Genomic DNA, 13,328 nt, shown 5'->3' on the forward strand with positions numbered 1-13,328 from the left:
GAGTTCCCCCTGGAACACATCTCTACCACCACGCTGATCGTTACGCTGATCGTCATGGTGGTCATCTCCGCCTATTTCTCTGGCTCGGAAACCGGCATGATGACCTTAAACCGCTACCGGTTACGTCATCGTGCTAAACAGGGTAACCGTGCCGCACGTCGTGTTGAAAAGCTGCTCCGTAAACCGGATCGCCTGATAAGCCTGGTGCTTATCGGTAACAACCTCGTCAATATCCTCGCCTCTGCGCTGGGCACCATTGTCGGGATGCGCCTGTACGGCAACGCCGGGGTCGCGATTGCTACCGGCGTACTGACGTTTGTGGTGCTGGTGTTTGCGGAAGTGCTGCCCAAAACCATCGCTGCGCTTTACCCGGAAAAAGTGGCTTACCCGAGCAGCTTCCTGCTGGCACCGCTGCTAATCCTGATGATGCCGCTGGTCTGGCTGTTGAATATGGTCACCCGTATCCTGATGCGCATGGTCGGTATCAAAGCCGACGTCGCCATCAGCAGCGCACTCAGCAAAGACGAGCTGCGCACCATCGTGAACGAATCCCGCTCGCAGATTTCACGCCGCAATCAGGACATGCTCCTGTCGGTGCTGGATCTGGAAAAGGTCAGCGTTAACGACATTATGGTGCCGCGTAACGAAATCGTCGGGATTGATATTAACGACGACTGGAAGGCCATCGTCCGCCAGCTGACCCACTCCCCGCACGGACGCATTGTGCTGTATCGCGACTCCCTGGACGACGCCATCAGTATGCTGCGCGTGCGGGAAGCCTATCGCCTGATGACCGAGAAAAAAGAGTTCACTAAAGAGGTGATGCTGCGCGCCGCCGACGAGATTTACTACGTGCCGGAAGGAACGCCGCTCAGCACGCAGCTGGTGAAATTCCAGCGTAACAAGAAGAAAGTCGGCCTGGTGGTCGATGAGTATGGCGATATTCAGGGGCTGGTGACGGTCGAAGATATTCTGGAAGAGATTGTCGGAGATTTTACCACCTCCATGTCCCCTTCTCTTGCGGAAGAGGTCACGCCGCAAAACGACGGTTCGGTTCTGATTGACGGCAGCGCGAACATCCGCGAACTCAATAAAGCCTTTAACTGGCATCTGCCGGAAGATGAGGCTCGCACCATGAATGGGATGATTCTGGAAGCACTGGAAGAGATCCCGGCGGCGGGCACGCGGGTGCGCATTGAACAGTATGATATTGATATCCTGGACGTGCAGGACAATATGATTAAGCAGGTGAAGGTCCTGCCTGTTAAACCACTGCGCGAAAGTATCGCGGAATAAAGTTGTAGGCCGGGCAAGGCGAAGCCGCCGCCCGGCACTACGGGGCGGCAAATTACGCTTTCGCTTTCGCCACGGTTACCATCGCAGCACGGATGGTACGGCCGTTTAGGGTATACCCTTTCTGCATCACGCCCAGCACTTTACCGGCTTCAACGTCTTCTGATTCCACCATCGCAATTGCCTGGTGCACGTTAGGATCCAGCGGGACGTCGGTATCGGCAATCACTTCCACACCAAACTTACGCACCACGTCCAGCATGGATTTCAGCGTCAGTTCGATACCTTCGATCATTGCCGCGTTGTCCGGATTCGCTTTATCAGCCACTTCCAGCGCGCGATCGAGGCTGTCGATTACCGGCAGCAGTTCGTTGACGAATTTCTCCAGCGCAAACTTATGCGCCTTTTCAACGTCCTGTTCGGTACGACGACGCAGGTTTTCCATTTCCGCCTTGATGCGCAGAACACTGTCGCGTTCGCGATTCTGTGCTTCTACCAGTTGGGCTTCCAGATTCGCAATTTTTTCATCGCGCGGGTCCACCTGCTCAGCAGATGCGTCTGGCTCTACAGCCTCAACTTCATCGTGCTGTTCCGTGATAATTTCTTCAGGGGCTTGCCCCTCAGGCGTTTTCTGTTCTTTACTACTCATGAATTTCTCCGCGTTTTTCTGCATTCATCTCGCTAACTTCGCTTATTATGGGGATCAGTTTCCTGGATTCAAGGGAACAAGAGAGATTGTCATCATTCATCAGGCACAAGGACCTCCAGAAAATGAATAATCATTTCAGGTGTATTGGGATCGTCGGGCACCCGCGTCACCCTACGGCATTGACGACACATGAAATGTTGTATCGCTGGCTGTGTAGCAAAGGCTATGAAGTGATGGTTGAGCAGCAGATCGCTCAGGAGCTGCAGCTAAAGAGCGTCAAAACCGGCACGCTGGCAGAGATTGGACAGCAGGCGGATCTTGCCGTGGTGGTCGGCGGCGACGGCAACATGCTCGGCGCGGCTCGCACGCTGGCGCGCTACGACATAAAAGTCATCGGCATTAACCGTGGCAATCTCGGTTTTCTGACCGACCTCGACCCGGACAACGCGCAGCAGCAGCTGGCCGATGTGCTGGAAGGACATTACATCAGCGAAAAACGTTTTTTACTGGAAGCGCAGGTGTGTCAGCAGGACTGCCAGAAACGCATCAGTACCGCCATTAACGAGGTGGTACTTCACCCCGGCAAAGTGGCGCATATGATTGAGTTCGAAGTGTATATCGATGAAATCTTCGCGTTCTCCCAGCGCTCTGACGGGCTGATTATCTCCACGCCGACGGGCTCGACCGCCTATTCGCTTTCTGCGGGAGGACCAATCCTGACGCCTTCGCTGGATGCCATAACGCTGGTGCCGATGTTCCCGCACACCCTTTCTGCCCGCCCGCTGGTGATTAACGGCAGCAGCACCATCCGCCTGCGTTTCTCGCACCGCCGTAATGACCTGGAGATCAGCTGCGACAGCCAGATCGCGCTGCCTATTCAGGAAGGTGAAGATGTGCTAATTCGGCGATGTGATTATCACCTGAACCTTATTCACCCGAAAGATTACAGCTATTTCAATACATTAAGCTCGAAGCTTGGCTGGTCAAAAAAATTGTTCTGATTTTGCATCCAGTACTTTACTGTATAAAAAACCAGTTTATACTGTATGAAAACACAGTCATGGTTTTTCATACAGGAAAACAATTATGCTGGCACAACTGACCATCAGCAACTTTGCCATTGTTCGTGAGCTTGAGATCGATTTCCACAGCGGCATGACGGCGATCACCGGGGAAACCGGTGCGGGTAAATCCATTGCCATTGATGCCCTCGGCTTGTGCCTTGGCGGGCGTGCTGAGGGTGACATGGTGCGCATGGGCGCCAACCGTGCTGACCTCTGTGCTCGCTTTTCCCTGAAAGACACCCCTGCAGCCCTGCGCTGGCTCGAAGAAAACCAGCTTGAAGATGGACGTGAGTGTTTACTTCGCCGCGTTATCAGCAGCGACGGTCGGTCACGTGGTTTTATCAACGGCACGGCGGTACCGCTTTCTCAACTTCGCGAGCTGGGTCAGTTGCTTATTCAGATACATGGTCAGCACGCGCATCAGCAGCTGGTTAAGCCGGAGCAGCAAAAATCGCTACTCGATGGCTATGCAGGTGAGTATGCACTTACTCAGTTGATGGCAGAACACTATCGCCAGTGGCACCAGAGCTGCCGCGAGCTGGCTCAGCATCAGCAGCAAAGCCAGGAGCGTGCCGCACGCGCCGAGCTGCTGGAGTATCAGCTCAAAGAGCTGAACGAGTTTAACCCGCAGGCGGGTGAGTTCGAACTCATTGACGAAGAGTACAAGCGTCTGGCCAACAGTGGCCATCTGCTCTCTACCAGCCAGAACGCCCTCACCTTACTGGCAGATGGCGAAGACGTTAATCTGCAAAGCCAGCTGTATAACGTGCGTCAGCTTGTTACCGAGCTGGCGGGCATGGACAGCAAACTGTCCGGCGTGCTGGATATGCTGGAAGAGGCGGCGATTCAAATCTCTGAAGCCGGTGATGAACTGCGCCACTACTGTGAACGTCTGGATCTCGATCCCAATCGCCTGTTTGAGCTGGAACAGCGCATTTCCCGTCAGATTTCTTTGGCGCGCAAGCACCACGTCACGCCGGAAGAGTTGCCTGCGTTCTATCAGTCTCTCCTTGATGAACAGCAGCAACTTGACGATCAGGCTGATTCACTGGAAACGCTGACTCTGGCGGTAAACCAGCACCATCAGCAGGCGCTGACCACGGCGAAACAGCTGCATGATGTTCGTCAGCATTATGCTCAGGAACTCAGCCAGCACATCACCGACAGCATGCATACGCTGGCGATGCCACACGGCATATTCACGATTGATGTCCGCTTCGAAGAGATCTCCCTGACGGCGGAAGGCGCGGATCGCATCGAATTCCGTGTCACCACCAACCCAGGCCAGCCGTTACAGCCTATTTCCAAAGTGGCATCTGGCGGTGAGCTCTCCCGTATTGCTCTGGCGATCCAGGTTATCACCGCCCGTAAAATGGAAACCCCGGCCCTGATTTTCGATGAAGTGGATGTGGGGATCAGCGGCCCGACGGCGGCGGTAGTGGGTAAACTGCTGCGCCAGCTCGGTGAATCGACCCAAGTAATGTGCGTCACCCACCTGCCGCAGGTGGCAGGCTGTGGTCATCATCACTTTATCGTCAGCAAAGAAACGGACGGTGAAATGACCGAAACGCACATGAAACCGCTGGATAAACGCTCGCGCCTGCAGGAGCTGGCTCGTCTGCTGGGAGGCAGCGAAGTCACCCGCAATACGCTCGCGAATGCGAAAGAACTGCTGGCGGCATAAACTTTTTCGGGATCTTAGGGTCATACAGAACAACAAAAACGCCGCCAGACCGGTTTCAAAGTGGGGCAAGGTCTATTATCATCGGCATATTACATATGAGCCGCGTACTGCTCGGGCCCGAAAAGGAATCAAATCACTATGCGCTGTAAAACGCTGACCGCTGCCGCTGCGGTTCTTCTGATGTTGACCGCAGGCTGTTCCACTCTGGAGAAAGTGGTTTACCGTCCTGACATCAACCAGGGGAACTACCTTACCCCTAACGATGTGTCTAAAATCCGTGTAGGGATGACACAACAGCAGGTCGCTTATGCACTGGGAACCCCGATGATGTCCGATCCGTTCGGCACCAACACCTGGTTCTATGTATTCCGTCAGCAGCCAGGCCACGAAGATGTGACCCAGCAGACCCTGACGCTGACCTTCAGCAGCGCTGGTGTGTTGACCAACATCGACAACAAGCCTGCCCTGACCAAATAATCCGGCGTCAGAAATGCAAAAAGGTGCTCAATGAGCACCTTTTTTGTATCGACATTTCGCACTGGATCGTAGCCCCGGTAAGCGCAGCGCCACTGGGGGAGAAAAGCACTACTTACCAGATTTCTCCGCACGCTGGCGACGCAGCTCTTTCGGGTCGGCAATCAGCGGGCGATAAATCTCCACCCGGTCGCCCTCTTTCAGCACATCACCTAGTTTCACCGGGCGGCTGTAAATGCCGACTTTATTTTTTGCCAGATCGATATCGCGACGAAGCTCCAGAATGCCAGAAGCTCGGATAGCCGCCTCAACGGTTGCACCCTCTTCCAGCGTCACGCGCTGCAGATACTGCTTCTCCGGCAACGCGTAGACCACTTCCACAGCTATCTTATGCGACACTGTAGACCTCTTTGGCGCGGGTCGTGAACGCCTGAACCATATTGGACGCCAGCTCTTTGAAGATGCGGCCAAACGCCAGCTCAATCAGCTTATTGGTAAACTCAAAGTCCAGATGGAACTCGATGCGGCAGGCATCAGCGCTCAGCGGCGTAAACTTCCAGCCTCCCATCAGGGTCTTGAATGGACCATCCACCAGATGCATCAAAATACTCTGATTGTTCGTCAGCGTATTGCGGGTGGTGAACGTCTTGCTGATCCCCGCTTTGGAGACATCCACCGCCGCCGTCATCTGCGTCGGGCCAGACTCCAGAACGCGGCTCCCGGTACACCCAGGGATAAATTCTGGATAAGACTGAACATCGTTCACTAACTGATACATTTGTTCCGCGCTGTAAGGTACAAGCGCAGTACGGCTAATCTGAGGCATAGCATTTCCCATGGTCACACAACGGACAAATAATAACATTTATCACCTGTTAAAAAAACGCTAAGCCTCATCTCGTGCTAAGATAGCGCGTTAGACCTCACAGGACGCAATGAGGTGACTTTTTGAAATCAGATTACCGACGGCTTTACGACACTTATGACGAAGAAAAAAGCACATAAACCAGGCTCGGCGACCATTGCGCTCAACAAGCGTGCTCGCCATGAGTATTTCATTGAAGAAGAATTTGAAGCTGGCCTTGCCCTGCAGGGCTGGGAAGTAAAATCGCTGCGCGCCGGGAAAGCCAACATCGGCGATAGCTACGTCATCCTGAAAGATGGCGAAGCCTTCCTGTTCGGTGCCAACTTTACGCCGCTGACCGTCGCCTCTTCGCACTACGTGTGTGACCCAACGCGTACCCGTAAGCTGCTGCTGAACAAGCGTGAACTGGAATCCCTCTACGGGCGCATTAACCGAGAGGGCTTTACCGTGGTCGCGCTGTCGCTGTACTGGAAAAACGCCTGGTGCAAAGTAAAAGTTGGCGTTGCCAAAGGTAAAAAACAGCACGACAAACGTACTGACCTGAAAGAGCGCGAATGGCAGCTCGACAAAGCGCGCATTATGAAAAACGCAGGACGTTGATTCTGCACACTTATTGTACTATTCAATAAGTTAGCGTTCCGGGCTGGTATCCAGGAAGTGAAATCTGGTATACTGAGTTCAACACTATTGGGGCTGATTCTGGATTCGACGGGATTTGCGAAACCCAAGGTGCATGCCGAGGGGCGGTTTGCCTCGTTAAAAGCCGCAAAAAAATAGTCGCAAACGACGAAAACTACGCTTTAGCAGCTTAATAACCTGCTCTGAGCCCTCTCTCCCTAGCTTCCGCTCTTAAGACGGGGATCAAAGAGAGGTCAAACCCAAAAGAGATCGCGTGGAAGCCCTGCCTGGGGTTGAAGCGTTAAAACTAATCAGGCTAGTTCGTTAGTGGCGTGTCTGTCCGCAGCTGGCGTGCGAATGTAAAGACAAACTAAGCATGTAGTACCGAGGATGTAGAAATTTCGGACGCGGGTTCAACTCCCGCCAGCTCCACCAAACATTCATTCATGATGTATCATGAACTTTAAAAAATCCTGCAACTTTAACGAGTTGCAGGATTTTTTTTGTTGCGTGTATGGTCATGATATCTGTATGGATCTTGAGCATTCTGTATCTTGTTTTGCACCGCGTTGCCAGAACGCTAAAAAATTAAAATTCCCAACAAACTCAACCAATTCATCCAGCAATCACACCGTCTTCAACTATTAAGATCATGTCTGGGCTCGTTAGTACCAGCCCTTTTCCTCTCGAACAAAGTACACCCACCCGCCTTAATCTCGCCATGACGTTTGTTTAGCCATGATTCATATGCAGGTACCTACAAGCGAGCGAACAATGGTTCAATCGCGTGAGGCAAGAAATTAAAACGAACACCATCTTTGCATAATCGCGAGACGGCTACAGGATTAATATTTATTTATTCATATTTTACAATGAGTTATCTAAAAAATTAAAATTAACAATAAAAAAACATTTGTTCACTTCTTTAGCTTAATGTACTTTTATTCCGAACAGGAGGGTATTGTATGAGAACCATTGATTCACAGGCACATGATGCGCTAACTCAGATTGAGCTTTTTTGGGCAGTATCCTGGAAATTCCCACAAAGGGTTGCGGTTAAAGATCTCGATCATGAGATCAGCTATGGCAAGCTCAGAGACTGGATGCTCAGGATTATTCAGACACTGAAGGATGAAGGTGTTCACGCAGGTGACAAGGTTGCAATAGAGCTGCCACCAGGTGCTGAGTTAATCGCCTCTATTCTGGCGATTCAGTTCATTGGTGCTGCTTATGTACCAATAGACCGTAATGCGCCAGTAGCGCGTAATATTCTGATATTGAATGATTCTCAGCCTCGCATGATTATCAATGAGAGCGGTCATTCAAACTTTGCCGGCTTTCAGGCAAAAAGCATATACCAGATGTTGTCTGTCTCTGTTATGGCGGATTCATTACTGAATATGGCCGTTCCGGAAGGATTGGCATATATTATTTATACTTCGGGCACGACAGGTAACCCAAAAGGTGTTCCGATCACTCATGCTAATTTGCGTGCTCTCTTTCGTGCAACGGAACCTGTGTTTAAGTTTAACGAAGATGATTCCACTGTGCTTTTTCATTCCTATGCTTTTGATTTTTCAGTATGGGAAATGTGGTCAGTTTTAGCTTATGGTGGGAAGCTTGTTATTCCAGATAATGAAACACGTTTAACCCCTAGTAAACTTGCACAACTCGTTCACGATCAAAAAATTACTTTACTTAATCAAACTCCTGGTGCTTTTTCCGTTAATGCCTCTTGGCTCTGTCAATTCCCGAAGGGATCATTGGCTTTACGGTTTATTATTTTTGGTGGCGAAAGGCTGAATTTTCAGATGCTCAAACAATGGCAGCAGCATTTTGGGCTGATGTCTCCTTTACTGGTTAATATGTACGGCATTACCGAAACGACTGTTCATTCAAGTTGGCATATTATCAGTAATGATGATCTGGAGCACACAGAGTCTATAATAGGTGAATTATTGCCTGGATTCGATTACATCATTCGGCCCCTTGATGAAAGTGATCTGCGTTCAGGCTATGGCGAATTGCTTCTCTGTGGTTCGCAAGTCACGCCGGGTTATCTGAACCAGAATAATGAGACCAATGGTAAATTTATTTTGGCTGAAAAAAACAATATTACCAAGCGGTATTATTGCACAGGAGATCTTGTTCAATATAATTCCGCAGGGAAGTTGGTTTATATGGGGCGTTGCGATCAACAGGTAAAAATAAATGGTTATCGAATCGAAATTGGCGAGATTGAATCTGTGCTTGCAAGGCTTGAATCTATTATCGACATTTCCGTCATAACGTCTCATTCAGAAACACTTGGTCATCATCTGGTTTGTTGTTTTGCATCAAATGACAATAAAGCAGATGTTATTGAACAGTTACATAAATTGGCAAAGGAGTTATTGCCATTTTATATGCGCCCTATTCGCTATCGTGGTTTTGATGCTATACCAAAAACCATTAATGGAAAAATCGATAAACAACACCTGAAACTTTCTGTGGAGTAAATTATGAACGCAGTTGATTTAGATGATGTCAATAAAGAACAGGTAAAAGTACTTGCATTACAACAGTATATAGTTTGGCTGCAAGATGTTTTAGAAAAATCAGTCAGCGCGGAAGATAACTTCCTTGATATTGGTGGGCATTCAATGATTGCCATTGCACTGAATGAACGAGTACGAAATGAATTCAATCTAACGCTATCTATGGAACGTCTATATAACAGCACGCTTAGCGAAACATTTTACAGTATTAAATAAGACCAATCATTCACTGGAGATTACCATGTCAAATAATATTCATTTGTCTGAAGAAGAACTTGCCAACTTCCATAAAAATGGTTATATCGGCCCAATTACCATTTATTCTCCGGAAGAAATGGCGGAAATTTGGAGTACCGTTCGTCGGCAATTACCAGATCGTTCGAATGCTGCTTACCCTTCAGACTCGTACGGTGCGGCAACGAATATATCGAATTACGATCGCCATCTTGATATCAATAAACTTAGCCAACATGTCACTAATCCCAAAATTGTGGCACCGGTATCTGATATCCTTGGCGATGATGTTTTATGCTGGCGTACGGAGTTCTTTCCTAAATACCCCGGTGATGAAGGTACTGACTGGCATCAGGCTGATACATTTGCTAACGCCAGTGGAAAACCGCAAATTCTTTGGCCTGGAGAAACTGAAGATCAGTTTGGAAAAGGGACTTTAACGGTCTGGACAGCCTTTACTGATTCAACCATTGAGAATGGTTGTCTGGAAATTATGCCAGGCACCCATCATAAAATGAATTATGATGAAAATAAATCAATGCAATATCAAAGCGACATTATTAATAACATTGAAAAGGAGGGTAAGAGTCGTGGATTCTTTGGATATGATTACCGCGACCTGCAAATAGATCCTGACTGGCATCCGGATGAAAAACAGGCCGTCCCGTTGGAGATGAAAGCCGGTCAATGTGTCATCTTTTGGTCAACGTTAATGCATGCTTCCTATCCTAATATATCTGATAAGATATATCGCATGGGCTTTGCTACCCGCTACGCCCCCAGCTTTGTTGATATTTATCCCAATACCGATCATGTGCATGAGTATGGTGGCAATATCCCATTGGATAAATTTGGCTGCGTGATTGTTGCTGGCCAAAGTCGTAATACTAATAATCGTATAGCAACCCATAATTTGCTCGGAAATCCATTTACTCCCCTTTCCATATAAAATAAGGATTATCGCTATGCAACAAAATCAGTGTTATCTGGAGGATACTTATCGCTTTAATATATTAAGCGATGTCATTGCTACCGGTGCTGATGAAGGAGGGCAATGGATTGCCCTGCAGGATAATATTTTTCATCCGCAGGGAGGCGGGCAACCTGCAGATCTCGGGTGGGTAAATGACATACCGGTGGTGGTAAAAAAACAGGAATCAGGATTAGTGGTTCTTTATCCGCAGTCTCCTTTTTCGCCGCCGGTTGAAACAAAAGTATCATCAGTTGTATCAGCAGATGCCCGCGCTTACCATGCAGCACTGCATACTGCCGGGCATTTACTGAACTGGGAAATGCGCCAGTTCGGGTGGATGGCTGTCCGGGGGCATCATTTCCCCGGTGAGTCGCGTGTGGAATTTAGCGCCATTGATGCTTCAGCTATTCCAGCTGATCGCCTGGAGGCGGCTGAAATTGAACGAATTATTTGCCAGCGTCTGCAGAAGGGAGCGGAAATCCGCAGTTGGTTCGAGGGCACCACCCGGCTATGCCAGATTAACCAATCAGAGGCTATGCCTTGTGCCGGGACACACACTGATGATTTGGCAAAAATTAGCTCATTTAACATTAAGGCGATAAAGTTTAAAAAGGGCACTCTACGGATCAGCTATGATGCCGGGCATGTCCCGCTAAAGGAATGTCATGTCTAATTATTCTATTCTGGCTCCACGCAGCCGACTTTGGATAATTGATCTGGGATTATTGACCGTTGCCCTCTCATGGGGGGCAAGTTATTCCTTGATGCAGCTTATTATCCAGGCAGGAGTCACTGTTCCCCTGTTTTTAATGCTGAGATTCGCACTGGCTGTTCCCTTCATGTTTGTTGGCACTCGTGTCAGATTAAACAGCTTCACTCGTGGTGAAGTGATTAATGGGATCGTATTTGGTGTGCTTCTTTATGCGATCCTAACATTCGAAACGTTTGGTGTTAAACACACCTCAGCTGCAAATGCAGGTTTCTTGATTGCATTATCGGTGGTATTAGTTCCCTTTTTTGAACGTTTTATCGGCAAGAGAAAACAAAGCAAATTCATTTATTTCACCTGTTTTATGTCCCTTGCAGGTGGCGGCATGTTGAGCTTTACGGCCAATGGAAATATTGAGTTCAATCAAGGCGATATTCTTATCTTATCGGCTGCATTGATTCGCGGTTTTCAGATATTTATGTTTGGTCGGCAGACTGCTGGTAAGGATTACTCGCTAATCAATATCACATTGATTGAATTACTGGTTGTCGCGGCCCTCGGCTTGGTTACTATTGTGCTGACCGAACCCACTGCGTTGCAATATATACCTGAAATATCTATTTCGACATGGGGCTTGATTCTCTTTCTGAGTCTGCTGGCAACGGCATTTGCATTCCTGATGCAATTATATGCCGCTAAAATAACCAGTCCGACGCGCGTCGGGTTGATCTTGTCTCTCGAACCGGCCTTTGCAGCTATGTTTGCCATCACCATTATGGGCGAAACCCTTGGTGTGCTGCAAGCAATAGGGGGCGGGATCATTATATGTGCAGCCCTGTTGGGGCGTATTGCTGAAGGGAAGCGTTATGAATGAGCAGCCACATATTGCTATGTTTCATCATGCCGGAGGGAACGCTGCCGCTCTTGATGTATTGGAAAAGCACTTTTCAAACTTCAATGTGAGTAAGTTTGAAATGCCTGGCCGCGGACGCCGCCGTCAGGAAGCGTTACTAACAGATATCAATAAGGTGATTATGGATTTTTTTCCACAATTGCCACGCCATTGTCCGATAATTTTTATGGGGCATAGTCTCGGCGCCTATGTCGCATATGTAATGGCAAAAAAATACCGTTTCAATGATGCTCGACAAAAAAGTATGCTCGTGGTGATTGGTAATGAACCAATCCATTGCCGTCAGTTTTTTGATTTAACTGAATCCAGTGAAATTGCAAAACATTCATTACTTAATTTTGCGAATCATTTCAGGCAATTACCTGACTGGCTGCAGAAAGAACCCGTTTTGCTGAAGCAATTTTTGCAGGTGCTATCTGCTGATTTGCAGGTTGCTAATTCTATAAGTGAAGAAGATAGCGCTGCGCTTGACGATATTCCAGTATTAGCATTTTACGGAAAAGAGGACCCCTTATTTCTTTTTCCCCCGGAACGATGGCAAGAATGTACCCTCCAGCCATTCAGGCTGGAGGGGATCTCAGGGGGGCATTTTATTTCAGATACACAAGCTCGTGAGATTAGTGAACTAACAATGGATTTTATACGGAACAACAAGGTCTTTAATATATAAATAGCGCGGGCAGGTGAGGGGTAACACAGTAATGCCGCAAACCTGCTGAATTAACCTTGTGTACTGTAAGACATTATAACCGTCGCACTTACCGCATCATCTGCACAAATATAGGCATGTTTAACATCACCTGAGAAGGCATAAAAATCTCCAGGTTGAAGAATAATACTTTCACTGTCAGATATTTTCAGAAGTAATGTGCCAAGGTGAACGATGATATGTTCATGCGTCCCTGAAACATGAGCCGGACTGTTTATTACCACACCTGGTTTCATTTGTAAATGCCATATTTCTGTGATATTACCCTGGCCGATGCGGAACTTCATTACCTGGGAATAATCACCTTTGTAGTCAGAATTTTTTTCGATATAGGGATAGCGTTCATTATTATTACCGAGCAAATCGCCTAACGTAAGTCTTAGTGCGCTGGCGATGGAATCCAGTGTATCAACGCGAGGATTAGAACCGCCCGATTCGAGCGTGGACAGCGTAGCTTTGGAGACGCCGGAAAGTTTTGCCAGTTCATTAAGTGAAAGATTTCGAGCTATTCGTAACTTTTTTACGTTATTACCAATGTTGGTGTACGTTCTTTTTAAGCGATCGCTCTGTTGTGCATTACTCATCTTTTAATCTTCACTGTCAGGA

Annotated in this window: 15 protein-coding genes and 1 other RNA gene; 12 read left to right on the forward strand and 4 right to left on the reverse strand. The window is 48.3% G+C overall.

Annotation, left to right across the window (positions count from 1 at the left end):
• Positions 1–9: 9 nt before the first annotated feature.
• Positions 10–1,296: an HlyC/CorC family transporter gene (locus ACMWKA_RS18190; protein WP_028028086.1), complete on the forward strand. Its 1,287-nt coding sequence runs from the start codon at positions 10–12 to the stop codon at positions 1,294–1,296.
• Positions 1,297–1,348: 52 nt separating this feature from the next.
• Here the strand turns inward: ACMWKA_RS18190 and grpE are convergent, their stop codons facing one another.
• On the reverse strand, positions 1,349–1,942 hold the full coding sequence (gene grpE / locus ACMWKA_RS18195) for a nucleotide exchange factor GrpE (protein WP_013098354.1): 594 nt from the start codon (positions 1,940–1,942) through the stop codon (positions 1,349–1,351).
• A gap of 122 nt (positions 1,943–2,064) precedes the next feature.
• Between grpE and nadK the strand changes: the two genes are divergently transcribed.
• The 3 genes from nadK to bamE all read left to right on the forward strand — a co-directional run bounded on the left by nadK (position 2,065) and on the right by bamE (position 5,167).
• Entirely contained in the window at positions 2,065–2,943 is an 879-nt protein-coding gene (gene nadK, locus ACMWKA_RS18200) for an NAD(+) kinase (RefSeq protein WP_013098356.1), read from the forward strand.
• Positions 2,944–3,028: 85 nt separating this feature from the next.
• Entirely contained in the window at positions 3,029–4,690 is a 1,662-nt protein-coding gene (gene recN / locus ACMWKA_RS18205) for a DNA repair protein RecN (protein WP_414760478.1), read from the forward strand.
• Between the two features lie 138 nt (positions 4,691–4,828).
• Positions 4,829–5,167, forward strand: coding sequence for an outer membrane protein assembly factor BamE (gene bamE / locus ACMWKA_RS18210; RefSeq protein WP_003863121.1), 339 nt, complete (start codon positions 4,829–4,831; stop codon positions 5,165–5,167).
• Between the two features lie 108 nt (positions 5,168–5,275).
• Here bamE and ACMWKA_RS18215 read toward each other — a convergent pair whose 3' ends face one another.
• Both ACMWKA_RS18215 and ACMWKA_RS18220 read right to left on the reverse strand, forming a co-directional pair.
• The gene (locus tag ACMWKA_RS18215) at positions 5,276–5,563 is read right to left on the reverse strand and encodes an RnfH family protein (protein WP_003863119.1); all 288 of its coding nucleotides are present in this window, start codon (positions 5,561–5,563) and stop codon (positions 5,276–5,278) included.
• Positions 5,553–5,990 carry a type II toxin-antitoxin system RatA family toxin gene (locus ACMWKA_RS18220; RefSeq protein ID WP_008502504.1) on the reverse strand — a complete coding sequence of 146 codons (438 nt, stop codon included), beginning with the start codon at positions 5,988–5,990 and terminating at the stop codon, positions 5,553–5,555. The genes ACMWKA_RS18215 and ACMWKA_RS18220 overlap by 11 nt, the downstream gene beginning before the upstream one ends.
• Positions 5,991–6,146: 156 nt before the next feature.
• On the opposite strand from ACMWKA_RS18220, the gene smpB reads away from it, so the two are divergent.
• From smpB to ACMWKA_RS18260, 8 genes are all read left to right on the forward strand, one after another.
• Positions 6,147–6,629: an SsrA-binding protein SmpB gene (gene smpB, locus ACMWKA_RS18225; protein WP_008502505.1), complete on the forward strand. Its 483-nt coding sequence runs from the start codon at positions 6,147–6,149 to the stop codon at positions 6,627–6,629.
• Positions 6,630–6,718: 89 nt separating this feature from the next.
• Positions 6,719–7,082, forward strand: a transfer-messenger RNA (tmRNA) gene (gene ssrA, locus ACMWKA_RS18230).
• A 530-nt stretch (positions 7,083–7,612) separates the two neighbouring features.
• Positions 7,613–9,145, forward strand: a complete 1,533-nt coding sequence (locus tag ACMWKA_RS18235; protein ID WP_414760479.1) for an amino acid adenylation domain-containing protein — start codon at positions 7,613–7,615, stop codon at positions 9,143–9,145.
• A 3-nt stretch (positions 9,146–9,148) separates the two neighbouring features.
• Entirely contained in the window at positions 9,149–9,400 is a 252-nt protein-coding gene (locus tag ACMWKA_RS18240) for a phosphopantetheine-binding protein (protein WP_052123646.1), read from the forward strand.
• Positions 9,401–9,425: 25 nt separating this feature from the next.
• On the forward strand, positions 9,426–10,367 hold the full coding sequence (locus ACMWKA_RS18245) for a chlorinating enzyme (protein WP_047351915.1): 942 nt from the start codon (positions 9,426–9,428) through the stop codon (positions 10,365–10,367).
• A gap of 16 nt (positions 10,368–10,383) precedes the next feature.
• Positions 10,384–11,064, forward strand: coding sequence for an alanyl-tRNA synthetase (locus ACMWKA_RS18250; RefSeq protein WP_013098363.1), 681 nt, complete (start codon positions 10,384–10,386; stop codon positions 11,062–11,064).
• The gene (locus ACMWKA_RS18255) at positions 11,057–11,974 is read left to right on the forward strand and encodes a DMT family transporter (protein WP_013098364.1); all 918 of its coding nucleotides are present in this window, start codon (positions 11,057–11,059) and stop codon (positions 11,972–11,974) included. Before ACMWKA_RS18250 ends, ACMWKA_RS18255 begins: the two co-directional genes overlap by 8 nt.
• Complete coding sequence (locus ACMWKA_RS18260; RefSeq protein ID WP_045294719.1) at positions 11,967–12,683, forward strand: thioesterase II family protein; 717 nt, start codon at positions 11,967–11,969, stop codon at positions 12,681–12,683. The genes ACMWKA_RS18255 and ACMWKA_RS18260 overlap by 8 nt, the downstream gene beginning before the upstream one ends.
• A gap of 50 nt (positions 12,684–12,733) precedes the next feature.
• On the opposite strand, the gene ACMWKA_RS18265 is transcribed toward ACMWKA_RS18260, so the two are convergent.
• On the reverse strand, positions 12,734–13,306 hold the full coding sequence (locus tag ACMWKA_RS18265; protein WP_013098365.1) for a helix-turn-helix domain-containing protein: 573 nt from the start codon (positions 13,304–13,306) through the stop codon (positions 12,734–12,736).
• Positions 13,307–13,328: the final 22 nt, after the last annotated feature.

The sequence above is a fragment of the Enterobacter sp. 03-F-07-AD-ECC genome (assembly GCF_047530935.1).
Classification (GTDB): Bacteria; Pseudomonadota; Gammaproteobacteria; order Enterobacterales; family Enterobacteriaceae; genus Enterobacter; species Enterobacter cloacae.